This window comes from Pedobacter petrophilus, assembly GCF_009674725.1.
GTDB lineage: Bacteria > Bacteroidota > Bacteroidia > Sphingobacteriales > Sphingobacteriaceae > Pedobacter > Pedobacter petrophilus.
This window is the reverse complement of record NZ_WKKH01000001.1, coordinates 128,837-151,676: the sequence shown is the minus strand read 5'-3', so window position 1 is coordinate 151,676 and position 22,840 is coordinate 128,837. Positions and strand designations below refer to the sequence as shown.

Annotated in this window: 20 protein-coding genes; 3 read left to right on the top strand and 17 right to left on the bottom strand. The window is 37.4% G+C overall.

All coding sequences use genetic code 11. The features are described 5' to 3' along the window. Positions 1–204 precede the first annotated feature (204 nt). A complete protein-coding gene (locus GJU39_RS00570) occupies positions 205–2,289 on the bottom strand; it encodes a hypothetical protein (RefSeq protein WP_154278733.1) in 2,085 nt (694 codons plus the stop codon). Between the two features lie 215 nt (positions 2,290–2,504). Between GJU39_RS00570 and GJU39_RS00565 the strand changes: the two genes are divergently transcribed. Continuing rightward, entirely contained in the window at positions 2,505–3,239 is a 735-nt protein-coding gene (locus tag GJU39_RS00565) for a L,D-transpeptidase family protein (protein WP_154278861.1), read from the top strand. Between the two features lie 457 nt (positions 3,240–3,696). Here the strand turns inward: GJU39_RS00565 and fabG are convergent, their stop codons facing one another. The 5 genes from fabG to GJU39_RS00540 all read right to left on the bottom strand — a co-directional run bounded on the left by fabG (position 3,697) and on the right by GJU39_RS00540 (position 9,507). Then, the gene (gene fabG, locus GJU39_RS00560; RefSeq protein ID WP_154278732.1) at positions 3,697–4,440 is read right to left on the bottom strand and encodes a 3-oxoacyl-[acyl-carrier-protein] reductase; all 744 of its coding nucleotides are present in this window, start codon (positions 4,438–4,440) and stop codon (positions 3,697–3,699) included. A 92-nt stretch (positions 4,441–4,532) separates the two neighbouring features. Further along, positions 4,533–5,609 (bottom strand): agmatine deiminase family protein, encoded by a 1,077-nt coding sequence (locus GJU39_RS00555; protein WP_154278730.1) that lies wholly within the window; start codon positions 5,607–5,609, stop codon positions 4,533–4,535. A 278-nt stretch (positions 5,610–5,887) separates the two neighbouring features. Beyond that, a complete protein-coding gene (locus tag GJU39_RS24420; protein ID WP_449305080.1) occupies positions 5,888–6,088 on the bottom strand; it encodes a four helix bundle protein in 201 nt (66 codons plus the stop codon). A gap of 104 nt (positions 6,089–6,192) precedes the next feature. Continuing rightward, positions 6,193–7,068, bottom strand: a complete 876-nt coding sequence (locus tag GJU39_RS00545) for a carbon-nitrogen hydrolase (RefSeq protein ID WP_154278729.1) — start codon at positions 7,066–7,068, stop codon at positions 6,193–6,195. Between the two features lie 492 nt (positions 7,069–7,560). Beyond that, entirely contained in the window at positions 7,561–9,507 is a 1,947-nt protein-coding gene (locus GJU39_RS00540; RefSeq protein ID WP_154278728.1) for an SPFH domain-containing protein, read from the bottom strand. A 595-nt stretch (positions 9,508–10,102) separates the two neighbouring features. Here GJU39_RS00540 and GJU39_RS00535 point away from each other — a divergent pair. Then, positions 10,103–10,849 (top strand): hypothetical protein, encoded by a 747-nt coding sequence (locus GJU39_RS00535; protein ID WP_154278727.1) that lies wholly within the window; start codon positions 10,103–10,105, stop codon positions 10,847–10,849. A 645-nt stretch (positions 10,850–11,494) separates the two neighbouring features. On the opposite strand, the gene GJU39_RS00530 is transcribed toward GJU39_RS00535, so the two are convergent. The 7 genes from GJU39_RS00530 to sucD form a co-directional block, all read right to left on the bottom strand. Beyond that, positions 11,495–11,716, bottom strand: a complete 222-nt coding sequence (locus GJU39_RS00530) for a cysteine-rich CWC family protein (protein ID WP_154278726.1) — start codon at positions 11,714–11,716, stop codon at positions 11,495–11,497. 158 nt (positions 11,717–11,874) lie between these two features. After that, the gene (locus tag GJU39_RS00525) at positions 11,875–14,259 is read right to left on the bottom strand and encodes a ribonucleoside-diphosphate reductase subunit alpha (RefSeq protein ID WP_154278725.1); all 2,385 of its coding nucleotides are present in this window, start codon (positions 14,257–14,259) and stop codon (positions 11,875–11,877) included. A gap of 152 nt (positions 14,260–14,411) precedes the next feature. Further along, positions 14,412–15,383, bottom strand: a complete 972-nt coding sequence (locus tag GJU39_RS00520; protein WP_154278724.1) for a ribonucleoside-diphosphate reductase small subunit — start codon at positions 15,381–15,383, stop codon at positions 14,412–14,414. 444 nt (positions 15,384–15,827) lie between these two features. Next, positions 15,828–16,208, bottom strand: a complete 381-nt coding sequence (locus tag GJU39_RS00515) for a septal ring lytic transglycosylase RlpA family protein (protein WP_154278723.1) — start codon at positions 16,206–16,208, stop codon at positions 15,828–15,830. 234 nt (positions 16,209–16,442) lie between these two features. Further along, positions 16,443–16,946 (bottom strand): methionine-R-sulfoxide reductase, encoded by a 504-nt coding sequence (locus GJU39_RS00510; RefSeq protein WP_154278722.1) that lies wholly within the window; start codon positions 16,944–16,946, stop codon positions 16,443–16,445. Between the two features lie 317 nt (positions 16,947–17,263). Further along, on the bottom strand, positions 17,264–17,656 hold the full coding sequence (locus tag GJU39_RS00505; protein ID WP_154278721.1) for a GxxExxY protein: 393 nt from the start codon (positions 17,654–17,656) through the stop codon (positions 17,264–17,266). 157 nt (positions 17,657–17,813) lie between these two features. Then, entirely contained in the window at positions 17,814–18,686 is an 873-nt protein-coding gene (sucD, locus tag GJU39_RS00500) for a succinate--CoA ligase subunit alpha (protein WP_154278720.1), read from the bottom strand. A 298-nt stretch (positions 18,687–18,984) separates the two neighbouring features. Between sucD and GJU39_RS00495 the strand changes: the two genes are divergently transcribed. Further along, positions 18,985–19,407: a cupin domain-containing protein gene (locus GJU39_RS00495; protein ID WP_154278719.1), complete on the top strand. Its 423-nt coding sequence runs from the start codon at positions 18,985–18,987 to the stop codon at positions 19,405–19,407. Positions 19,408–19,458: 51 nt separating this feature from the next. Here the strand turns inward: GJU39_RS00495 and rlmF are convergent, their stop codons facing one another. The 4 genes from rlmF to GJU39_RS00475 all read right to left on the bottom strand — a co-directional run bounded on the left by rlmF (position 19,459) and on the right by GJU39_RS00475 (position 22,821). Then, positions 19,459–20,472, bottom strand: a complete 1,014-nt coding sequence (gene rlmF / locus GJU39_RS00490; RefSeq protein WP_154278718.1) for a 23S rRNA (adenine(1618)-N(6))-methyltransferase RlmF — start codon at positions 20,470–20,472, stop codon at positions 19,459–19,461. A gap of 189 nt (positions 20,473–20,661) precedes the next feature. After that, on the bottom strand, positions 20,662–20,898 hold the full coding sequence (locus tag GJU39_RS00485; protein WP_280790401.1) for a cation:dicarboxylate symporter family transporter: 237 nt from the start codon (positions 20,896–20,898) through the stop codon (positions 20,662–20,664). A gap of 64 nt (positions 20,899–20,962) precedes the next feature. Next, entirely contained in the window at positions 20,963–21,796 is an 834-nt protein-coding gene (locus GJU39_RS00480; RefSeq protein ID WP_154278717.1) for a cyanophycinase, read from the bottom strand. After that, positions 21,796–22,821, bottom strand: coding sequence for an isoaspartyl peptidase/L-asparaginase family protein (locus GJU39_RS00475; RefSeq protein ID WP_154278716.1), 1,026 nt, complete (start codon positions 22,819–22,821; stop codon positions 21,796–21,798). Before GJU39_RS00475 ends, GJU39_RS00480 begins: the two co-directional genes overlap by 1 nt. Positions 22,822–22,840 lie beyond the last annotated feature (19 nt).

The following is a 22,840-nucleotide window of genomic DNA, read 5'->3' as shown; positions in this document are numbered from 1 at the left end:
AACCGCAAAGACTGCTAAGTTTAGTTAGCAGTATTCAATTGGCAATTTTCAATTTACCGCAAAGGCCGCTAAGTTTTTCGCAAAGCAAAAGAAGTGATAGCAAATTAAGGCAGTTACTTGGTGTACTCTGCGCCTTTTCTCTGCGTACGCTGTGGTTAAACCGACACCCAATACTCTCCAAGCTAGAAAGACTCAACTCGCAGCTTATAACTCTCCATTTCTCTTCCTTAAAAACCACTCTACACTCAGTAAAGCCAAAATCAATCCGAATAACCATTTCATGTTAATCAGCTCGTTGTATTTACGGTCTTCGTAACTGATGGTTTTAATATTATCATTTTTAAGAATCTCATCAGCAATTTTTAGCAAATCAACAGGCATGAAAAGTTTTCCGTTGCTCTGTTTCGCAATTGTATTCAGCAATTGATGATTGGCCGTGGTTTGTTGATATTCTGCAATCAAGCTATTCACATAAAAACTTCCAGAAGCAGTGAATTTCTTTCCACCCACTGTAGTGTTGGCGACATAAGAATAATTGCCTGCAACCATGTTTCCTGCATCTAGCTGATAAGCATTATCCGTTTTTGAAAAAGTATAATTGAATATTTTTCCAGCTTCATTTTTGATCTGCAAATTCACTTCAGGTTCATTTATAGCCTGATAACTATCATTGTAAAGGGTTGCATTAAATTGAATGGACTCATTCTCATCGTATGCTGATTTAGAAGTAAATACCCTGAATTTTCTTTTATCATCTTTAACAGAAAGATATTGAACCGTTTTTGAGATTAAATCATTCAGGCTAGACTGACCAATTTCATTCTTAGCTTCAGATAATTTCCAGCGCCATAGCCCTTCGCCCATTAAATAACCATTTTTTAAACCATTCTCATTGGTAAAAAACAATAGCGGTTGTTGTGTACTCACCTTTCCGATACGTTGATTAAAAACAGGTAATACACTGGCATTTACAGTTAATCTGCCAAAAGGAGCCAATAGAGGATCAAATGAAGAAAAGTTTTTTTTATCCTCTTCTGTTAAGTTAAAACTTGTAAAACCATTGGCTATGTCGGGATAAGCCTCTTGCAGGGAACCATCAGATGAACTTATGTTAACCTGACTCTGGATTTTATTAAAGGCATTTACTCCACTTTGAGCACCTAAGATATACCAAATCGGTTTCTTCAATGCAGAAACCTTTTGTAAGAATGAACTCGATATATTTTGTGCATCCGGCAACTGGTACAAAACAACAAGATCATATTTTGAAGGGTCTGTAGTACTTAAATCGTCAGCTAACGCCAGCTTGACTTCATAATGTTTGTTGTTGGATATAGCTTCTTTTAAAACGCTTAAATCCGGATGCGGCGAAACAGCCGCAAGTAATACCTTCTGCCGGCCATCAATTACCTCTACATAGAATGTTTGAAAATTATTTCTGGTTGTGATTTCATTTGTGAGCGCAGCAACCTGAACCGTATATTTTTGAAGCCCGGTCTTACCCGCGTGTAACTTAACCGGAATAGTTTTAATAAAAGATGGTCCATTAATAGCAATAGCTTGTTGCGAAACTTTAGCGCCGTTCTGACTCACTGTTAAAGTGGTATTCTCATTATCGCTTTGAAAAGCCTCAATCTGAACTTCTACAGTAAAATCATCATCGAGGTAAACGATGTTATTATAGTTTACATTGCCAATCAATACATCCCTCTTCGGAATGCTATCCCCTAACGCAATGGTATAAACCGGTGCATTAATCTGGTTGATGTTATACAACGGATTGCCCCCATGATTGAAGATCCCATCAGTTGCCAGAATAACGGCGCCAATATTTCTGTTGGTATATTCATCTTTGACCTTTTGGAAAAAACCTGATGCGTCAGTTAATTTTCCCTGATTTTTAAAATTGAAGCCGTTTGCTATTGAATCTGCAAAATTATAAACTTTCACCTCGAACTTCTCCGATAACTTATCCTGTAACGTTTTGAGGTGTTCTTCGTATAGCTTTTGATTAAAACCAGCTGCTTTGATTTGTCCAACGGAAAGAGAATTATCTTGTCCGATGATGATAACCGGTTTATCGAGTGTATAATTTAGCGTTTTAATTAATGGAGCAAATAATAGCCATGCGATAGCTGTAACAACGATTATTCTAATTACTGTTAAGCCAAATTGTAGTTTTTTGTCGAGATTTTTATTCCCCCTGTATAACAACCAGGCATATAAAAAACCTAATGCAAGGCAACCAAGGAAATATAAAATAGGAGTACCGGCAAAAAAACTATTCATATTTTATAAAGATGCTAATTTTGTTATTAACCGCAAAGGAAGCGGAGAATTAACCAAACCAAAGGAGAACTAATTCTACCAGAGAAACGAAACCTATGCATAGAGATTTTCGATGTCAGGTATAAGTATAAATTATCTGGTGTTCTCAGTGCCTGATGTTATTAATTCCCGATATTCCTGTGGTTAAATTACTAGCTTTGATGAAATCTAATTTTATGAAATTAACCTGTTTAATGTTTTTATTGATTATCAGCACAATGGTTAATGCGCAGACCAATTTCAAGACAAACCAACTAACATTTGAGAGGGTTAAACAGGCATACAACGAAAAGTGGGAGCCCCTAAATAAATCTTTGAAAGCAAAGGGCTATGGTGGTAGTTACACAATGTTAATTAATGCTTATAAAGCTGAGGGAAAACTGGAAATCTGGTTAAAAAACAATTCAGATAAAAAATATAAACTATTTAGAACTTACGATTTCTGTTCAAATTCTGGAGTATTAGGGCCAAAAGTAATGGAAGGCGACAAACAAACTCCTGAAGGCTTTTATTACATCAATGTTTTCAATCCGATGAGTAACTTCCATTTGTCGTTGGGAGTAAATTATCCAAATGCCGTCGATTTAGCCCGGACCGGTAAAGATAAAAAACCAGGTAGTGATATTTACATCCATGGCAATTGCGTAACCGTTGGCTGCATTCCGCTAACTGATGAAAAGATTAAAGAGGTTTACATTTTAGGTGTCGAGGCCAAAAATTCAGGGCAAGAGAAAATCCCTGTTAACATTTACCCGTTCAAAATGACGGATGAGAATATGAAAAAGTATGCAACTCAATTTTCATTACAAGTGAATTTCTGGAAAACACTACAACCAGGTTATCTGGCTTTTGAGAAGAATAAAAACTTAGCAGATATTAAGGAAATCAAGGGGAAATATGTTATGAAGTAGTTGTGAGGTTGAAGGTTAGAATGTTGTAAAGTTCTGAGCGCAAAACCTTTCAACATTCCAACTTTATAAAATCAAAACCTCATTTATTTTTTTTACGCCGAATAAAAGATGTTATGGCAAATGTACTCCCAAATACTATTAATATATCTATTATAAGAGCTAAAACAATAAAAGAATGTCTATTTTCTGGCTCTGGATATTTCCTTCCACCTGAATAACTGTAAAAAGCGAATGGGAAACCCATTGAATTATTTCCATCAGATGCACTGTTAAAACTAAACGATATAAAAAAAATGAGTATTGTAACACCAATGCAAATTATAATTTTTTTTCTCATGGCGATCTTGTAAATTAAAAAGGTGGAAATAAGAACTTTCCACCTTTCAACTTTTAGTATTTCTTAGTTTACAGAAAGGAAATCCTCTACCCTCGACCTTTAAAAACCCTCAACCTTACTTTAAAGCATTCCGCCACAAACAGAAAGCGTTTGCCCGGTTACGTAAGCACTCATATCTGACGCCAAGAACACGCAAACATTGGCAATATCTTCTGTTTCGCCAGCACGTTTCAGGGGAATATCTTTTTCCCAACCCGCAACAACCGCAGGGTCTAAAACTTCTGTCATTTCAGTACGGATAAAACCTGGTGCAACCACGTTAGCACGAATATTTCTAGAACCCAATTCTTTAGCAACAGATTTTGTAAAGCCGATAATACCTGCTTTTGATGCAGCATAATTTGCTTGTCCGGCGTTACCCGTAACACCAACAACCGAACTCATATTGATAAAAACACCTTTACGTGCTTTCATCATTACTTTAGATGCCGCTTTAGTCACGTTGAAGATTGATTTTAAGTTAATGTTGATCACATCATCCCAATTTTCTTCGCTCATCCGCATCAACAAACCATCTTTCGTAATACCAGCATTATTAACAACGATATCAATCGTTCCAAATTCAGCTACAACATCAGTAATCAATTGCTCAGCCTGATCAAACTTTGACGCATCAGACCTATAACCCTTAACTTTTGTGCCGAAGCTTTGTAATTCCTGCTCTAAAGCTTCCCCTTTTTCTACTGATGATAAGTATGTAAAAGCAACATTAGCACCTTGCTCAGCAAATTTTTCAGCTATTTTACGACCGATACCTTTCGATGCGCCTGTAATTAATGCTGTTTTTCCTTCTAGTAATTTCATTATGAAATGTTGTAAAGTTGAAATATTTTAATGTTGTAAAGTTAATACTTAAAACCAAATTGACTAATGACTTTCGACTCCAGACTATTTACTTAAACAGCCGGTTCCTGCTGGCTTAAACAGTGAAAACTTCCTAATCCCCAGATAATATCAACTGAGTTGATCCCAATAACTTTCCTATCGGGGAAACAACTTTGAATAATATCTAAAGCTTTTTGGTCATTTACATCATTAAAAACCGGAACAATTACCGCTGAATTAGCGATATAAAAATTGGCATAAGATGCCGGTAAACGGGTGTCTTCATGAATCACGGGAGATGGCATAGGCAATTGAACAATATTCAATGATCTACCATCTTTCAGCTTCATAGCTTTTAAGGCCTCCAGATTCTCTTGTAACAAGATATAATTTTCATCCAGCGGATTGCTTTCTACAACCGTCAAAACAGTATCTTCATTCACAAATCGGGTAATATCATCGATGTGGCCATCGGTATCATCGCCAACAATTCCATCACCTAACCACAAAACCTGCTCTTGTCCATAGTATTCAAGCAAATATTTTTCGATTTGTTCTTTAGTTAAATGTGGATTACGGTTTTCATTTAATAAACAAGCAGTAGTGGTTAAAACCGTCCCGGCACCATTAAATTCAACAGAACCACCTTCCATCACGATATCAGGATTAAATAAGGGTAAGTCAAAGTGTTTTGCAATTTTAGTGGGAACCACATCGTCCAAATCAAACGGAGGATATTTTCCACCCCATGCATTGTAACCCCAATCTATGACTGCTTTTTCATTTTCTTTCAACACAAAAGCCGGACCGTGGTCGCGGCACCAGGCATCGTTCGTTTCATTAAAATAAAATTCAACCTGATTTAAATCTGCATCAATTTTTCTAAGTTCAGCAAGCGCAAAAGCCTTCATTTCTTCATCTTTTACATTGATGCGAACTTTTTCTCCCTCAGCAACCACTTTTATAAATTGGCAATATGGCTTATAAATTGAGTCTATTTTCCCTGGCCAACTTGCCTCTTTATGTGGCCAGCTTAACCAGGTGGCTTCATGTTTTTCCCATTCAGCAGGAAAAGAATATCCTTGCTGCTTTGGTGAATAATCGAATTGATTTAAATTCAGTTCTTTTCTTGGAGGAAAATTTGACATATATTTTTAGTCCGAAAGTCGGGTGTCCGAAGTCCGATGATTTAGTTTTATAATTAGTCCGAAAGTCGGGTGCCCGAAGTCGGATGATAAATTGTTTTTATATTTTAACTGCCAAAATAACATTCGACTAGTTTAATGACTTGATTAAAGCAGAAATCATGATCAAAATTTCTTCGCAAGATTGATAATGTTTCTGAAAATTTCTTTTGAGATATAGCCACGTCTAATAGATAAATGCAGGCAATTCACCACTTCAATATTAGACCTTAAAGCATAACTTAAAAACCCTTAAACTCTGGATTACTTTGCCCTGTACTTCCTTCGGCAATATTCATCGAAATAGAATCTGCTGCTCTTTTAACTTGAGAGGTAAGAACATACATTTCCTCTCTTGGAAAAGCCTTAGTCATTTTATCAATTTCATCTGCAAGGTCTAAAGCCTTTTGCCAAACTTTAAGTTTTTCGAATTTGAAAGCCATTTTTAGTCGAAGATTAAATTTATTAAGTATGAAGATACTAATTTTCGAACTCCTCCTTAACCATCCAAACCTCCGACTTCGGTCTCCTGACTTCCGACTAAATTTTAATCTTCGTCAATATATCTTTTCGTAATTGGCTGGTAAGAATCGATTCTTCTATCCCTCAAAAACGGCCAGTGTTTACGCATAAAATCACTTTGATCAAGGTCTAACTCCACTACGTGGGTCTCCTCCTGATCATGCGAAGCTAAATAAAGCAACTTACCTTGAGCATTCGTTGCGAAACTTCCACCCCAGAATTTCATGGCACCATCCTGCTCAAAACCAACGCGGTTAACACTCACTACCGGAACCCCATTGGCTACCGAATGCGAACGCTGGATAGTTTGCCAGGCATTGTATTGATCTTGATTCGTTTCCTCATCTTGCGTAGTATCCCAACCGATAGCCGTTGGATAGAACATAATATCAGCACCCATTAAAGCAGTAATTCTTGAAGCTTCCGGATACCATTGATCCCAGCAAATTAAGATCCCGATTTTGGCGAATTTCGTTTCAAAAACCTTATAGCCTAAATCGCCCGGCGTGAAATAGAACTTTTCGTAATAAGCCGGATCATCAGGAATGTGCATTTTACGATACTTACCTAAGTAAGCACCATCCGCATCTAAAACAGCAGTGGTATTGTGGTAAATCCCGGCAGCACGCTTCTCAAATAAAGAAGCAATAATCACCACACCCAATTCTTTAGCAACCAATTGCAAAGCATCAGTAGATGGGCCAGGAATAGCCTCTGCTAAATCGAAGTTGGCATAATCCTCTACATCGCAGAAATACAACGAAGTAAAAAGCTCTTGCAAACACACAATTTGTGCGCCTTTTGCTGCTGCCTCTCTAACCTTAGCGATCGCTTTGTCTAAATTTTCTTGTTTATCTTTAGTACAACTCATCTGTACCAAGCCAACGTTTACTTTCTTCATCTTATAAATTATTGGATGAGAGAATGATAAAATGAGTGATTTGCACACCATTCAATCAGTCAAAATTCATTCATTCAAAATTAGGTTGCAAAGTTACTATTTTGTTTAAAAGTAGAACGGCATAATGATGTAATTGTTTTTTAGAAAAGCAAATGCAGCAGTCAAGTTCGTGTTAGCTGGGCTTTCCGTTAAATCTTTAATTTATAACTTTGACACCTTTCTGAACAACCTGGTTAGTAAAGTTGTCAAAGCTGACAATAAACTAAACGAATGTTACTTCAATCCCATTTAAAAACCTTGGAAATTGTGGCTATTTAAGGTTGTAACATGTATAAACTAATTGCTCCTAAAAAAGGAGCAAAACTACAATCCTAATTATAGCGAAATCTTTTATAAGTCTGAGCCTTTTGAAGACCTTTTTATGGTCGAAAACAAAAGAAGCCCCGATTTTCATCGAGGCTTACTTTAAAAAAATTAAATTAAGGGCTTATATTATCCCCTTTTAGTTTGAGTTTCAATAATCTCTGCGACTGCTACAACCTCTTTTCGCTGTTGAGGATCCATTAACTCCATCAATTTCAAACCTAGCAAACCATCCATTGCCGAGCCTCCGTTATTCCCATTTCCACCAATCAACACATCAGGAATCAACTTTACATTACCTTTCGATAATTCTTCGGTAATTTTATAACGGGTAAAGTTTTCGCCACCCAATGCTTTAACGGCGAGTTCATAAGCTTCGGCAGTAGATTTACCAATAGCTAAAATTTTACCAGCTTCAGCACCACCTGTTAGCGAAATTTGTTCAGCTTCTGCTGAGGCTCTCAATTTAATTGCTTCCGAATCTGCCTGCGCTCTCGCTTTAGTTGCTTCAGCTTCTGCATGGGCCCTCATTTTTGTTGCTTCAGCCTCTGCACCAACCGCTAATTTTACACCTGCTGCATCACCTTCCGATTTTTTAACTGTTGCACTTGCTGTGCGCTCGGCAATCTCTACACTTTGTTGGGCTTTCACAATATCCTTTTGCATATCGGCAATGGCTGTTTCTTTTTCCATCCCCTGACGTGTTTCCTGCGCCTGCTTTTGTGTTTCGTAAGTCACCTTTTGCTCTTCCGCAATTTTACGGTCTGTTAGGGTTTTCATTAAACTTTCTGGCGGAACAATGTCACCAATCAAAGTATCAACGGCGTTTACGTTATATTCATCAAGCACTTTGCGAATATGCTCTTTAGCCGATTCCTGACGTTCTTTACGCGTGCTTAAGAAAGCAATTACATCACTTCCTTGTGCGGAGTTACGGAAATAGTTACCAATGGTTGGCTCCAAAACCTGCGAAACCAGGTTAACCATATTACCGAAACGGGCAATTACTTTTGGTGCTTCAGTTGTAGGCACATGAATAATTTGTGCCACATCCAGATTGAAAGGAAAACCATCTTTAGAACGCACGGTAATGGTTGACAGGTTTTTATCCAAATTATGGGCTTCACTACGTGCCGATGCCCAATTCAGAACTAAATTGGTTGTTGGCACCAATTCCACTTTCATAATATATTTGTTAATGGGGTATTTACCCGGGCCAAGCGGCTCTAACCAAACACCTTTCGAACCCTTGCCAACAATGTTACCATGTTTAAAGTCAGCACCTGTTAAATCGTTTCCATCTGTACCAATAAAAGAAATCACAACCCCAACGTAGCCAATGGCAATTTCTGTCATTGGGATTTCTTCCAATTGAATGGCCCAGGGATTTAAATTGTAAGACCCCGCCAGAATAACCTGCGGCTGCAAACCACGATTACCACCTTGTTTAATAAAGGCATCGAAATTCTGAAAGTTATTGTGTCCCTCTACCAGTTTACCGGCAATCTGATTGGCTTCAATTGGCAAACCATCCAGCGTAGTTACAATACCAACCATGCTTTCCTGAATCCGGATCATATCGGTTACCGAAACCTGAAATAGCATCGTGTTGATCCGATAGGAACCAGAAGTAATGTACGACGTTTGCCGACCACGCTGCCCACCGTTATCAAGAAACTTTACCGCATCCTGGTAGTTGTCTGATTCTACTCTTTGCCCTAAAATGTTTCCGGTTGGAATCTCTGAGCCATCTTTGGCCATAATCAATCCGATTTTACCTTCGGGGATGATGGTAAATTGCTCCATATTAACACTGTATTGCCAAAACCACATACCAAAATACAACCCTGGCGCAAGTGTTTTTCCCTGGAAACCAGCTTCGCCTTTTACGGCAATAATTCGTCCATCGGGCAATTCCCTATCAGAGCCAAAGAGCACGAATTTTTTGGTAATTAAGCCAATTCTGTCTTCGGGAACGATAACCATCCCGAATAAGAAACGCAAAATATATTTGTATAAAACTGCACACAACAGTGCCACTAAAACCCACCAATAATTAGAAATGAGCGCTTCCATAATAATATGTATTTTCTATTTTTTTAGCCTGATAAACCATTTACCAAGCGCTATATTGACAGTAAATTAAATGCTTTGTTACGACATTTAACACCTATTTCGCACATATATTTTCATCGATTTTAAGACCTGAAATATCATTTAAGGACGATTATCGTAGAAATACCATCTGCACTTGACATTTCCCGAAATCGCTTAACCGGTGTCAGAAAAAGACTTAAAACGGCTATTTTAGTTAAAGCACATTCGTAAAGAAATAAAAAAAACGTTTTTTGTTAATAACTCTATAGAAGTCCGCTTTAGTGATACCGGATTTTCAGGGAGAAGTGTGGCTAAGTAAATGCCTTTTCTTTAATTAATCAGGCAGCCATTTTTGTTGTATTTATACCATGTATATCGTGATCAAATACTAAGGGAGATTATTTAATATTTATAAACTGAATAATACAAATAATCATTATTTTCTGACAAATAACAGTTCAGTTTGTGCAAATATTAATTAAAAGGTAAATGTTCAGTAAACAAACGTATTTTAATAAAATAATTTAGCTGTTGTTTTTTGGTTAATTAATTTGATTTAAACCAAGCTCACATTATGAAAATAAAAACTGCATTATCCATTTCCCTATTATTTATATTTTTTTCAATTGCCTTGCTTATTGTTTCTTGTAATCAATCTACCTTAACCAATAAAGATTTACAAGACATCAACGTAATTAGCGCCGTAATAGATATTCACCAAAGTTTAGAAAAGCAAAATGAAAATAATGCAACGGTAGAATTATACGATAGTGAACGCCATGAAATAAGGAACGATACTATTAAAGTTTTTATTAACGGGAGTAAATTTGATTATACCGTAGAAAATGGGCTTTATTACACAAAAGATTATTACTACTACAACCAAAATTTTGAACCCATTGATAATAAATACAAATTGGAGATAGAATTACCAAACGGAAAAAGATTCTTTTTAGCTGAAATAATGGTACTAAAACCTGTAAAAGCACAAGATGTTCTATGTGCTAAAAATGGTAATTTAGACAAAGATTTTGCTTTTAGCTGGAAAAACATGGGCGATGTTAACCAATTAATTATTGAAAAATCAATTAAAACTACTAACCCTAAAGAACCTACTGTAACAACTTATAATAGTGATATGGATACCCTAAAAATAAGCAATGCGGGAAGTTTTGTGATACCAAAAGCTGGTAAAAATGAACAAGTAAGTATCTTGAATTTTATTGCAAATCAAATAGGTACATTAAACCCCAAGTTATTAAAGAATAGTCAAATAGCCATAACCGGAGAACTTGAAATACGATTGGAAACTGGATTATAATCATATTTTTTTTTGAAAAAACCTTGCACACATACTTAAGACATCGCGTGATTGCTATAACCGTTAACATTGCAATGAAAAATATAATCCTGTTTTTTTTGTTATATAAATTTATTAAGGTGCTTGGAAATACGTATCCCGGCTGTTGCCATAGAATATGGTACCCAAACGCCACATCATTAATTACAAATCGACATTTGAACAGTTTCTAAATTTATTTGGATTTTTTAAGAAAATTAGGTTAAATCCGATGTCCTTTCCTTTAATTATTCAGGTAGCTAAACCGGCCCGCAATAAATAGCGAACTGCATAAACATATCGCATTTTATCGCCATTTGGCTCCAACCAGCGGAATAATGTAAACTCAGGAGGGATTTTTACTTTCCTAAAAACATCGAAAGAAGTTTTCCAAACCCGACAGTAATGGAAATACTTTAATTGCAGCAACCCTAAATATACTGTAATGCTGAGGAAAGAAGAACCTGCAACCGATGGAACCGATTCTTCGTTCCTCCGAATTACAGGAGTTGTTTAAAGATTGAAATGAATGGCGGGGCTGCAGCAACCGAAAGGCACAGAAACTTGCTTTTCAGGTTATTTTAAAAGACTTGTAGCATGTTATCTGAGCAATAAAACACCTTAGTTTCAAACCCCAATTTCCTCCCGATATTCTTGTTGCAATTCGAACAGACACTTCGCACAGAGGCAACCATCATACAATTCTGAAATATATTGCACTTCGTTAATGCTTAACTGAACCACACTACATTGACATTTGGTATAAGAATTCGCCTTGCACTCAATAGCCGTTCCACATCTTTCGCAAGGAATGATTTCGTGTTTGCTATGTTTTAAGGTTGAAGGCATAAGATGAAAGGTTTAAGGTAAACCTATGTATTACAAAAGTATAAACAAAAAATAAGGTTTTGAGCGTTTGCCCAAAACCTTATCTATATTATTGCTTTATGATGAACTAATGCTTTCCGCTTTAGTCTTTCAGCTTTGCTCCTTAATCTTTGTTCCTGCTAACCCGAACAGCTAATGCAACCTTCTTCCATAGAACAAACTGGTCCGTCTACGATTTCTTCTGCAACCTGGTCTTGCGGAATATTTGCAGGAATTACAGCTTCGATTGCTTTGCCGCCCTGGTTTTCTACTGTAAATTTAACGGCTTGAGATGCTGCTTGGGTACGTAAGTAATACATACCGGTTTTCAATCCTTTCTCCCATGCGTAGAAGTGCATTGAAGTTAATTTTGAAGTATTTGGTGCATTTACGAACAAGTTTAACGATTGCGATTGGCAGATATAAGCACCACGATCGGCAGCCATATCGATGATGTTACGCATTTTAATTTCCCAAACCGTTTTGTACAATTCTTTGATATAATCTGGAATTGATGGAATAGCCTGGATGGAACCATTAGCCAATATGATTTGGTTTTTCATATCGTTATTCCATAAACCTAGGGCTACCAAGTCTTTTAATAAGTGTTTATTTACCACTACAAACTCTCCACTTAATACACGACGGGTGTAGATATTGGAAGTATATGGCTCGAAACATTCGTTATTACCCAAGATTTGAGAAGTAGATGCAGTTGGCATTGGTGCAACCAATAAAGAGTTATAAACCCCATCTTTCACTACTTTCGTACGTAATACATCCCAATCCCATCTTCCGCTATCTGGCGTTACATTCCATAAATCAAACTGGAACTGGCCTTTAGATAATGGAGAACCTTTGAAAGTTTGGTAAGGACCATTTTTCACTGCTAAATCGTGAGATGCAGTCATCGATGCGAAATAAATCGTTTCGAAAATATCTTTATTTAAACGTTTTGCTTCATCACTTTCGAACGGTAAACGCAATAAAATAAAGGCATCAGCTAAACCTTGCACACCTAATCCAACCGGACGGTGACGCATGTTTGAATTTTCAGCTTCCTGAACCGGATAATAGTTATGATCGATGATTTTATTCAGGTTTAAAGTAGCCTGATAGGTTACATCATATAATTTATCATGGTCAAATTTTCCATTAATGACAAATCGAGGTAATGCTAATGAAGCTAAGTTACAAACCGCAACTTCATCTTTCGACGTATATTCAATAATCTCAGTACACAGGTTAGAACTCTTAATTGTACCTAAATTTTGTTGATTAGATTTGCTGTTCGCAGCATCTTTAAACAACATGTAAGGTGTACCGGTTTCAATTTGCGAATCTAAAATAGCAAACCAAAGTTCTTGTGCTTTAATTGTTCTTCTGCCACGTCCTTCTGCTTCATATTTAGCATACAAAGCTTCGAACTCAGCACCAAAACAATCTGCTAAACCTGGTGCTTCATGTGGACAGAATAATGTCCATTCGCCATTGTCTTTAACCCGTTGCATAAACAAATCGTTTATCCAAAGTGCATAAAACAAATCACGTGCACGCATTTCCTCTTTACCATGATTTTTACGTAAATCAAGGAATTCGAAAACATCGGCATGCCAAGGCTCTAAATAAATTGCAAAAGCACCTTTACGCTTACCTCCACCCTGATCTACATAACGTGCAGTATCATTAAATACGCGTAACATCGGGATAATCCCGTTACTTGTACCATTCGTTCCACCAATATAAGAACCTGTTGCGCGGATGTTGTGGATGCTTAATCCAATCCCACCAGCACTTTGAGAAATTTTTGCAGTTTGCTTCAAGGTATCATAAATACCATCAATGCTATCATCCTGCATGGTTAACAGGAAACATGATGACATTTGTGGTTTTGGTGTAGCTGCGTTGAATAAAGTTGGTGTAGCATGAGTAAACCAACGCTCACTCATGAGGTTATAGGTTTTGATTGCACTCTCAATATCCTCTTTGTGAATACCCACAGATACACGCATAAACAAATGCTGAGGACGTTCCACAATCTGGCCGTTTACTTTCAGCAAATAAGATTTTTCTAAAGTTTTGAAACCGAAATAGTCGAAACCAAAATCGCGATCGTAAATGATTGAACTATCTAAAATGTCTTTATTTTTTTCAATAATTTCAAAAACATCATCAGCGATAAGCGGTGCCGCTTTTTGTGCTTTCGGGTCGTAATATTCGTACAACATTTTCATTGTACCTGAGAATGATTTTATGGTGTTTTTGTGCAAGTTAGAAACCGCGATACGCGATGCCAGCAATGCATAATCAGGGTGTTTTGTAGTTAACGATGCAGCCGTTTCAGCAGCAAGGTTATCTAACTCTGATGTGGTTACGCCATCATATAAACCTTCAATTACCTTTTTTGCAACATCAATTGGATCTACAAGGTCTGAGTTTAGACTGTAGCACAACTTTTGAATACGAGCTGTGATTTTATCAAATTGCACCGGCTCTTTGCGGCCATCTCTTTTTAGTACGAACATATGTGATGAGATTTTAATTTTGTATCAAGTAGCGAGTATCAAGTATCAAGACTTGTTTATCGCGTTAAAAATTTTATTGTTGTATCTGTTGAATTAAGATTGCTTCGTGCCTCGCAATGACGACAAGGGCAAACTTTCTGCTTTAAGCACCCTTAAAAGTCTTCGTCTAACGAAAATGCCTGTTTGTTATTATCAGCAGATGTTAATACACCACTTTTTTGATAATCACCTACACGTTTCTCGAAGAAATTGGTTTTACCCTGCAATGAAATCATTTCCATAAAATCGAAAGGATTAGTTGCATTGTAGATTTTTGTATAACCTAATTCCTGTAACCACCTGTCGGCTACGAACTCAATATACTGGCTCATTAGTTTTGCATTCATGCCAATTAACGCAACAGGCAATGCCTCAGTAATAAATTCTTTTTCGATTTCTACTGCATCGCTGATGATGCCATGAACTTGCTCTTCACTCAGTCTGTTGCTTAACATACCGTACAATAAACAGGCAAACTCACAGTGCGAACCTTCATCTCTCGAAATTAACTCATTACTGAAAGTTAATCCCGGCATCAAACCACGTTTTTTTAACCAGAAGATCGAGCAGAAACTTCCGCTAAAGAAAATACCTTCAACCGCAGCAAATGCAACTAATCTTTCTGCAAACGTTCCGTTTTCTATCCAGCGAAGTGCCCATTCTGCTTTTCTCTTTACTGCAGGAACAGTATCGATAGCATGGAACAAACGATCTTTTTCTTCCGGATCTTTAATGTAAGTATCAATCAACAACGCATAGGTTTCAGCATGAATATTTTCCATCATAATCTGGAAACCATAAAAGCAACGCGCTTCTGGCAGCTGAACCTCACTCATGAAGTTTACCGCAAGGTTTTCATTTACAATACCATCACTAGCAGAAAAGAAAGCAAGGATATGAGAAATGAAGTGTCTTTCCCCGTCATTTAAATTATCCCAGTGTTTTTGGTCGTCAGAAAGATCAATCTCCTCTGCAGTCCAAAAACTAGCTTCGGTTTTTTTATACATTTCCCAAATTGCCGGATATTTAATCGGCAAAAGCACAAACCTATCTTTGTTTTCTTGTAGCAATAATTCCTGTTCCATAGCTGATACTTTATTTTTTACTATTTTAATCAGAGCCGACAAAAGCACGCATCCGCCAATTTTAAATGGTGGTTGTAATGTCTTTTATCAAAACGCTGTTGTGAAAGTGCTAACCCTTTTACCTGACGAACAACTAAGGTTTTAGCTAGGAAAATTTAAATTTGTAATCAGAGAGATATACCTATAAATTACTAAAAACTAAGCTTTTATATTTGTTTTCAAGTGCAAGAAGTTAAAGAACTTTGTAGCAACAAATATAGATACGGACGGCCTGTTTAGTGAATCAAAGTTGTTAACATCACTTTGATTTTAGTTGATAAACGCATCAGCTAAATATCATTTTCGGGCGAAAAAAAAGCTAATTGTTTAATTTTAAGGGTTTAGTAAACAAAAATGAGTGTTAATAACTTAAATTTATACTAGATTTTGAGGTAAAAAGAGGGGTTATTCGAGGGTGTAATTCAGGTTTACGGAAGCGATGCCTTTATGGTAGATACCAATCTGTTTAGCAGCACTTTCTGAAAGGTCTATGGCTAATTTTTTGGAGAATGGGCCACGATCATTAACCTTTACAATGACTGATTTTCCATTGTCGGGATTGGTTACCGTGATTAAGGTTCCCATGGGTAAGGTGCGGTGTGCGGCGGTTAATTGCTTGGCCCTGTATTTTACACCGCTACTGGTGCGCCGACCTTCGAATTTTCTGTGATAATAAGTTGCGAGAACTGTTTTTTCGATGTTATCCGGATCATTTGAGGGTCCGGATCGCTGTGCTTTAACTTGTGTAAAAACGAGACAAAAACTTAATAACAGAAAATACTTCATAGGCTAAAATTTCTTTATCGAGTCTGCAAATATAAGCATTTAGTTTATAATCAGCAATTTGTGGAAAACTTGATGGGTTAACCGAGTGAAAACCATCAAGATACAACCCGCAAAAAATACAACTTTTGCCGCTCTTTCAGGCTGAAACGCAAGAAAACAGTTACGAAATGAAACGCATAAAAAAAAGCGTACAACTTTCGCTATACGCCTTTACCTAACCCTACTATACCCACCTTATTTTTGATCTGGCACGAAGTTCATAGAGATAGAATTTACACAATGACGGGTGTCTTTATTGGTAAATCCTTCGCCTACGAAAACGTGACCTAGATGTGCTTTACAATTTGTACAAACAATTTCTGTACGTGATCCATCTGCATCAGGAATACGGGTTACAGCGCCTTTGATTTCATCATCAAATGCCGGCCAGCCACAGTGTGCATCAAATTTTGCTTCAGACCTGTAAAGGGCAGCATTACAACGTTTACAAGTATATGTACCCTTATCCGTGGTGTGTTCGTACTTACCTGTACCAGGATATTCCGTTCCTTTATTTACAATTACTCTCTCTTCTTCGGGTGTTAATGGATTCCAGTTCATTTTCTTTTTCGGTATAATATTTTCTGATTGCTGTACCTGCTTCTTTTCTTTCTTTTCCTGCTTCTGAGCACATGCAGAAAGACCTGTTATTAAAACAACAGCAGAGATCAAAAATAGTTTATTTAACATCGTTTTCATGTATCAATATACGCTATAGATTTGATTTTGGTTTGATGGTTTAGGGGTTTGCGATAGTGTTTACAAAGTGATGATAAATGAACTTAAATCTTTATTTTCCTCTTAAACACCGAAGACATGGAATGTAGCGATGAAGTTGATTTGCAAAAAAAGCTTTTGCCACGGAAATAAAGAAAACACGGAATGTAGCGCTGAAGTTGATTTGCTAAAAAAATCTTTTGCCACGGAAACACGGAAGGCACGGAATGTAGGTACTAAATGCGATTTGCTAAAGACATATTTTCCCACTGAAACACTAAATACTTGGGATTAATTTCTTACAGAATAACACGTCGAATTTCTAAAGTTGGTTTACCGAAATTTAAAATTAACCCTACTTTACATTCAGAACATTTCAAATAATTAATGGTCTGAGCCAAATCCTCATTTGCAATTCCACTTTTAGATTTAATTTCTAATATAACCGAATCAAAAATCACGAAATCAGCATAAAAACTATGCGGTAATAAAATTTCTTTATAATAAACAGCATAACGCTTCTCTCGTTCGTAATGATGACCTCTGCTTTCTAATTCGATACAAAGTGCATCTTTATAAACAATCTCCAGAAAACCACAACCTAAATCTTTGTGAACATCTATCGCCGCATTAATAATTAAATCAGTTTCATTTTTATAGGGAAAATTATCTTGTTTTATTCTATAATCCATATTGATAATTTTGAAACTAATCTAATCAAAATTCTAAAATTCTTTCCCTTTTCTTTACCATAATTTCTATATTTACCTGGCAATTTATTTTCAGTTATTACAAAAAAAGCGTCCCGAACTTAATCGAGACGCTTTTCTATATTGAGATTTTTAAATCTTATTTTGCTAATTCTTCTGCCATTGCAGCACCAATTTCAGCAGGACTCTCTACCACACGAATACCACACTCACGCATGATTTTCATTTTAGCAGCAGCTGTATCGTCAGCACCACCTACAATTGCACCAGCATGACCCATTCTACGTCCCGGAGGCGCAGTTTGACCAGCGATGAAACCAACAACCGGTTTAGTACCATGTTCTTTAATCCAAAGCGCAGCTTCAGCTTCCATTCCACCACCAATTTCACCAATCATGATGATACCGTGAGTTTCAGGATCGTTCATTAATAATTTTACCGCTTCAACAGTTGGCGTACCAATAATTGGGTCACCACCGATTCCGATCGCTGTAGTGATACCCAAACCGGCTTTAACAACCTGATCTACCGCTTCGTAAGTTAAAGTTCCTGATTTAGAAACTACACCTACATTACCTTTTTTGAAGATAAATCCTGGCATGATACCAATTTTAGCTTCATCAGCAGTGATAATACCCGGGCAGTTAGGGCCAATCAAAGTAACATCACGGTCAGAAATATATTCTTTTACCTGAATCATATCCTTAGTTGGAATACCTTCAGTAATACAAACAATTACTTTAATACCACCTTCGGCAGCTTCCATAATTGCGTCAGCAGCAAAAGCCGGTGGCACAAAAATGATAGATACATTCGCTCCTGTTTGATCAACAGCATCTTTAACAGTATTAAAAACAGGCTTCTCTAAATGTAATTGCCCACCTTTGCCAGGAGTTACACCACCAACTACGTTTGTACCATAGGCCAGCATCTGCTCAGCATGGTAAGTTCCTTCGTTTCCGGTAAAACCCTGAACGATAACCTTAGAATCTTTATTTACTAAAACGCTCATGTATCAATTTTTTTTGTGCAAATCTAATATTTTGGAGTGGAAAGTCCAACCCAAAACCATATTATTTGCCGCGTTTTTTCAGTAAAATGTAAGGAACTGCATTATGACCACTGCAATCTGTCTTATCCCTTATCTTTTTCATACCAAAGTTACCAGCACTGTAATCCTGGTATGCTAATGCGATATGATTAGGTTTGTAATCCGAAATCATTACATTGATTAAAAATTGAAGTCCGTTCCTCAAAGAGTGAACTGGACAAAAGAGTTTGTAACTTTAATCCAAACCATTAATCAGCCCATGAAAGTTAAACTTATAACAGCTTCAGTTTTGATGATTCTATCGACAATCTGTGTAAAGGCACAAGATGTTGATACGAGTAAATACATTTTACAGAATGACGTAGACGTTACTAAGAAAGAACCTGGAACCCATCAGGGCGGCGGGGAAACGGTTGGATTCAATTTTTTCAGCGGAGCTAAAAACCTCAAAACTGTATTTAAAAAGCGAATTTTAAAACCGGGATCTTCCATCGGCTACCACCTGCAGCAAGAAGATGAAATATATTATGTAGTTAGCGGTAGCGGAAAAATGCAAATGAATGGTAAGACCTTTCCTGTTAAACCTGGAGATGCCATATTAACCCGCCCCGGAAGTTCGCATGGCATTGCGCCAAGTGCTGACGATGATTTAGTAATTATAATCGTTTACGAAAAGAAATAAAAAAGCCGGACTAACTTTACGTTAATCCGGCTTTGCTTTCTAATCATTTGTTTATTTAGCTTCTGATTTTTCCGTTTTTTCAACTTTAGGTTTCGGCTCAGTTCTCCATCCCTTTGCCCATTCAGCCTGTGCTTCATCATCCTTAAAAGTCCAGGCTACAAAACGACTGATTTTTTGGCCCTGGCTCATTTGTACGGTGCGTACTTCGAAAGCATCTGATTTTACCAATGCATTATAAATACTTTTCAAATTTGCACTTTTAGACACCAATGAAGTAAACCACAACACCTGGTCTTTTATTTGAGCACTTTGGATAATCATTTGCTCTACAAATGCACGTTCACCGCCAGGGCACCAAAGTTCTGCTTTGTTACCACCAAAATTTAATACGTGTTTTACTTCTTTTTCATTGCCTCCCAGGTTGCGCCATTTCTGACGGGTTCCCTGCTCAGCTTCTTTTAACGAGGAATGGAATGGTGGGTTACAAACCACGGCATCAAACCGTTCTCTTGCGCCAACAATACCTCTAAAAATACCTAGTTTTGATGATTGCTGGCGAATTTCTACTGCACCCTGCAGTTCTTTGTTCGCTTCTACAATACGTTTGGCAGAATCTACCGAAAGCGGATCAATCTCAGAACCAACAAAGGTCCATCCGTATTCCTGGTGACCAACAATTGGATAGATGCAATTTGCGCCAACACCAATATCAAGCACGTTTATTTTGTTTCCTTTTGGGATTTTGCCCTTTGCGCTTGAACCTAAAAGATCGGCAACGTAATGGATGTAATCAGCCCTGCCCGGAATAGGCGGACAAAGGAAATCCTGGGGAATATCCCACTGGGAAATGTTGTAAAAATATTTTAATAACGCCCTATTTAATGCTTTAACTGCATTTTGATCTGCAAAATCGATAGAATCATCGTTGTGTTCATTTTTGAAAACGAAACGTTTTAATTCTTTGGAGGTGGAGATAAGTTGTTTGAAATTGTAACGCGAACGGTGTTTGTTGCGTGGGTGTAACTCGCTTTTTTCTTTGCGGTTGTTTTGTTCTTCTTGAGCCAATGTGATCTGGTTTTAATTAAACAAGCTGTGTGCATGTTTCTGGTACAAAGGTAGGTAAAAGAGTTGGGTTATGGGTTATGGGTTATGGGTTATGGGTTATGGGTTATGGGTTATGGGTTTAGAAGTTGTTTTGAGGAAAGGTTTAATAATAGGATCTTTTTTTCGCAAATCGTTGCGGAAAAACAATACTTACCCTTTAACTTCCTTTATTGCCTGCTGATACTTTGTCTCATCAAACTGATTTTCACTTTTGGCAATTACAAGTGTTGCAATTCCATTGCCGATTACATTGGTAATGGCCCTGGCTTCACTCATAAACCGATCTACCCCAATTAAAATAGAAATGTGCTCAACCGGCATAATCTTTAGTGCTGTTAACGTAGAAACTAAAACAATAAAGCCACTTCCGGTAATGCCAGCAGCCATAGTAACACGGGTTAAAACTATGCATTTAAATAACTGCGGGCTGAAGAATTAAGTTTAATAATTTCTAGGGCTTAATATCAATCACATCTCCAGAAGTAAAAACACCAAATTCAGCTTGTTTAAATTTCAGCAATCCGCGCTCAGTTTTCATCAGGTATTTTGGATCAGCAATTCGAATCACCTGGCTCTCGCCTGCAACGGTTGCTTTATTGCCATGTACAATAATTGCCGTACCCTCATCTATACCAACACCCACCAAATCCGGATGCGCAGCCAATGCAGAGATTAAACGGTTATAACGATTGCGCTTCAAAAAATGCTGATCGATAATTGTATTTTCGAGCAAGCCCAGGCCTTCGGCAAATTCTATGTTTTTATCCCAGAGTTTGTTGAATGTTTCTTTATAGACCGTATCTAAAAGCTGCGTACCGGTAATCATAAATTTACTCATTACCGCAGCCCCGGCACTGGTACCGGCGATGGTTGAACCGTCTTTATAAGCTTTATGAATGGCTGCATAAACTGGTGTGTTCAGTACAGCTTTCATAAATCTACTCTGGTCGCCACCTAATATGTAGATGAGTTTAGCGCCAGCAAGCGAATCAATCCATTGTTTATCGTTTACATCATGCTTACTAAAATTGAAGTTTCTAATTAAACGATGATCCAACTTTTGTATTTGTGTAAGAAATGTTTTAAAGCCAACATCTGGAATTTCACTCGCCATCGGCAAAACAACAATATAATCACTGGCCTTGAGACTGGCAGTAGTCAGCAGTTGTTTCATCAGTTCATCTGAACGATTCCCACCTCCAATGATGAATAAATTGCCTTTGCTTTGTGCATTTAACCAAAACGAGAAGCAAACAAAAGCGATAACCAGATTTAGCTTCTTCATTATTTATAGATGTTCACTTCAATCTTGCCATCGGCCGTAATTGCGCCCCTATACATGCCCTCAGTGTTGAATGGCATAGTCATATTTCCTTTCCTGTCTAAAGCAATTAAACCACCATCACCCCCCATTTTACCCACTTTATCTAAGGCTGCTTTAGCCGCTTCGGCAACTGATAAACCTTTATATTCCATTAAATCGGAAATGGTTTTGGCCACTACATTGCGGATATAAAACTCTCCCCACCCCGTGCAGGAAATGCCGGCAGTTTCGTTGTTACAATAAGTTCCGGAGCCAATAATCGGCGCATCTCCTACGCGACCATATTTTTTATTGGTCATGCCACCGGTAGAAGTTCCGGCAGCCAGGTTTCCGGCCTTATCCAGTGCAACGCAACCAACCGTACCAAACTTATAATCATGATTTTTAGCTCCTAAAAGTTCAGATTTTTTACTGCCATGATCTAAAACTGCCTTTGTAGAATCGTCTTTAATGGCTTGTTGCAAACCATCCCAACGCTCTTTTGTCCAGAAATATTTAGGATCTACGATTTCTAAACCTGCATCTTTTGCAAACTGATCTGCACCGGCGCCAACCATCATTACATGCTCAGATTTTTCCATCACCGCACGAGCTGCGGAAATTGGATTTTTGACGGTTGTTACCCCTGCAACAGCCCCAGCCATTAGATTTTTTCCATCCATAATGGCTGCATCGAGTTCATTTTTACCTTCGTGAGTAAAAACAGCACCTTTACCGGCATTAAAATGCGGATCATTCTCTAACACATTAATGGTGGCCTCTACAGCATCCAAACTGGTTTTTCCATCCTTAATTTTTGCGTATCCAGCTTTTAATGCCTGGGTTAAAACGGCAATGTAGGCGGCTTCCTTTTCAGGCGTCATGTTCTTTTTTAAAATGGTTCCGGCACCGCCGTGAATCACCATAACATATTTTTTCTGCTGTGCAGAAACGTTTAAAGCGATTAACGAGATCAGCATGATCGCAGATAACTTAAGTAATTTCATCTTTCAGGTTTGAAGATGT

What these genes read in the sequence shown, in the direction of transcription:
- GJU39_RS00565 (WP_154278861.1), top strand. Translation starts at nt 2,505, where the DNA reads ATGAAATTAACCTGTTTAATGTTTTTATTGATTATCAGCACAATGGTT.
- GJU39_RS00485 (WP_280790401.1), bottom strand. Translation starts at nt 20,898, where the DNA reads ATGGCTGCTGGCATTACCGGAAGTGGCTTTATTGTTTTAGTTTCTACG.
- GJU39_RS00540 (WP_154278728.1), bottom strand. Translation starts at nt 9,507, where the DNA reads ATGGAAGCGCTCATTTCTAATTATTGGTGGGTTTTAGTGGCACTGTTG.
- GJU39_RS00555 (WP_154278730.1), bottom strand. Translation starts at nt 5,609, where the DNA reads ATGTCAAATTTTCCTCCAAGAAAAGAACTGAATTTAAATCAATTCGAT.
- GJU39_RS00505 (WP_154278721.1), bottom strand. Translation starts at nt 17,656, where the DNA reads ATGGATTATAGAATAAAACAAGATAATTTTCCCTATAAAAATGAAACT.
- GJU39_RS00545 (WP_154278729.1), bottom strand. Translation starts at nt 7,068, where the DNA reads ATGAAGAAAGTAAACGTTGGCTTGGTACAGATGAGTTGTACTAAAGAT.
- GJU39_RS00525 (WP_154278725.1), bottom strand. Translation starts at nt 14,259, where the DNA reads ATGTTCGTACTAAAAAGAGATGGCCGCAAAGAGCCGGTGCAATTTGAT.
- GJU39_RS00530 (WP_154278726.1), bottom strand. Translation starts at nt 11,716, where the DNA reads ATGCCTTCAACCTTAAAACATAGCAAACACGAAATCATTCCTTGCGAA.
- GJU39_RS00495 (WP_154278719.1), top strand. Translation starts at nt 18,985, where the DNA reads ATGAAAGTTAAACTTATAACAGCTTCAGTTTTGATGATTCTATCGACA.
- GJU39_RS24420 (WP_449305080.1), bottom strand. Translation starts at nt 6,088, where the DNA reads ATGGCTTTCAAATTCGAAAAACTTAAAGTTTGGCAAAAGGCTTTAGAC.
- GJU39_RS00480 (WP_154278717.1), bottom strand. Translation starts at nt 21,796, where the DNA reads ATGAAGAAGCTAAATCTGGTTATCGCTTTTGTTTGCTTCTCGTTTTGG.
- GJU39_RS00535 (WP_154278727.1), top strand. Translation starts at nt 10,103, where the DNA reads ATGAAAATAAAAACTGCATTATCCATTTCCCTATTATTTATATTTTTT.
- fabG (WP_154278732.1), bottom strand. Translation starts at nt 4,440, where the DNA reads ATGAAATTACTAGAAGGAAAAACAGCATTAATTACAGGCGCATCGAAA.
- GJU39_RS00520 (WP_154278724.1), bottom strand. Translation starts at nt 15,383, where the DNA reads ATGGAACAGGAATTATTGCTACAAGAAAACAAAGATAGGTTTGTGCTT.
- sucD (WP_154278720.1), bottom strand. Translation starts at nt 18,686, where the DNA reads ATGAGCGTTTTAGTAAATAAAGATTCTAAGGTTATCGTTCAGGGTTTT.
- GJU39_RS00570 (WP_154278733.1), bottom strand. Translation starts at nt 2,289, where the DNA reads ATGAATAGTTTTTTTGCCGGTACTCCTATTTTATATTTCCTTGGTTGC.
- GJU39_RS00510 (WP_154278722.1), bottom strand. Translation starts at nt 16,946, where the DNA reads ATGAAAACGATGTTAAATAAACTATTTTTGATCTCTGCTGTTGTTTTA.
- GJU39_RS00475 (WP_154278716.1), bottom strand. Translation starts at nt 22,821, where the DNA reads ATGAAATTACTTAAGTTATCTGCGATCATGCTGATCTCGTTAATCGCT.
- GJU39_RS00515 (WP_154278723.1), bottom strand. Translation starts at nt 16,208, where the DNA reads ATGAAGTATTTTCTGTTATTAAGTTTTTGTCTCGTTTTTACACAAGTT.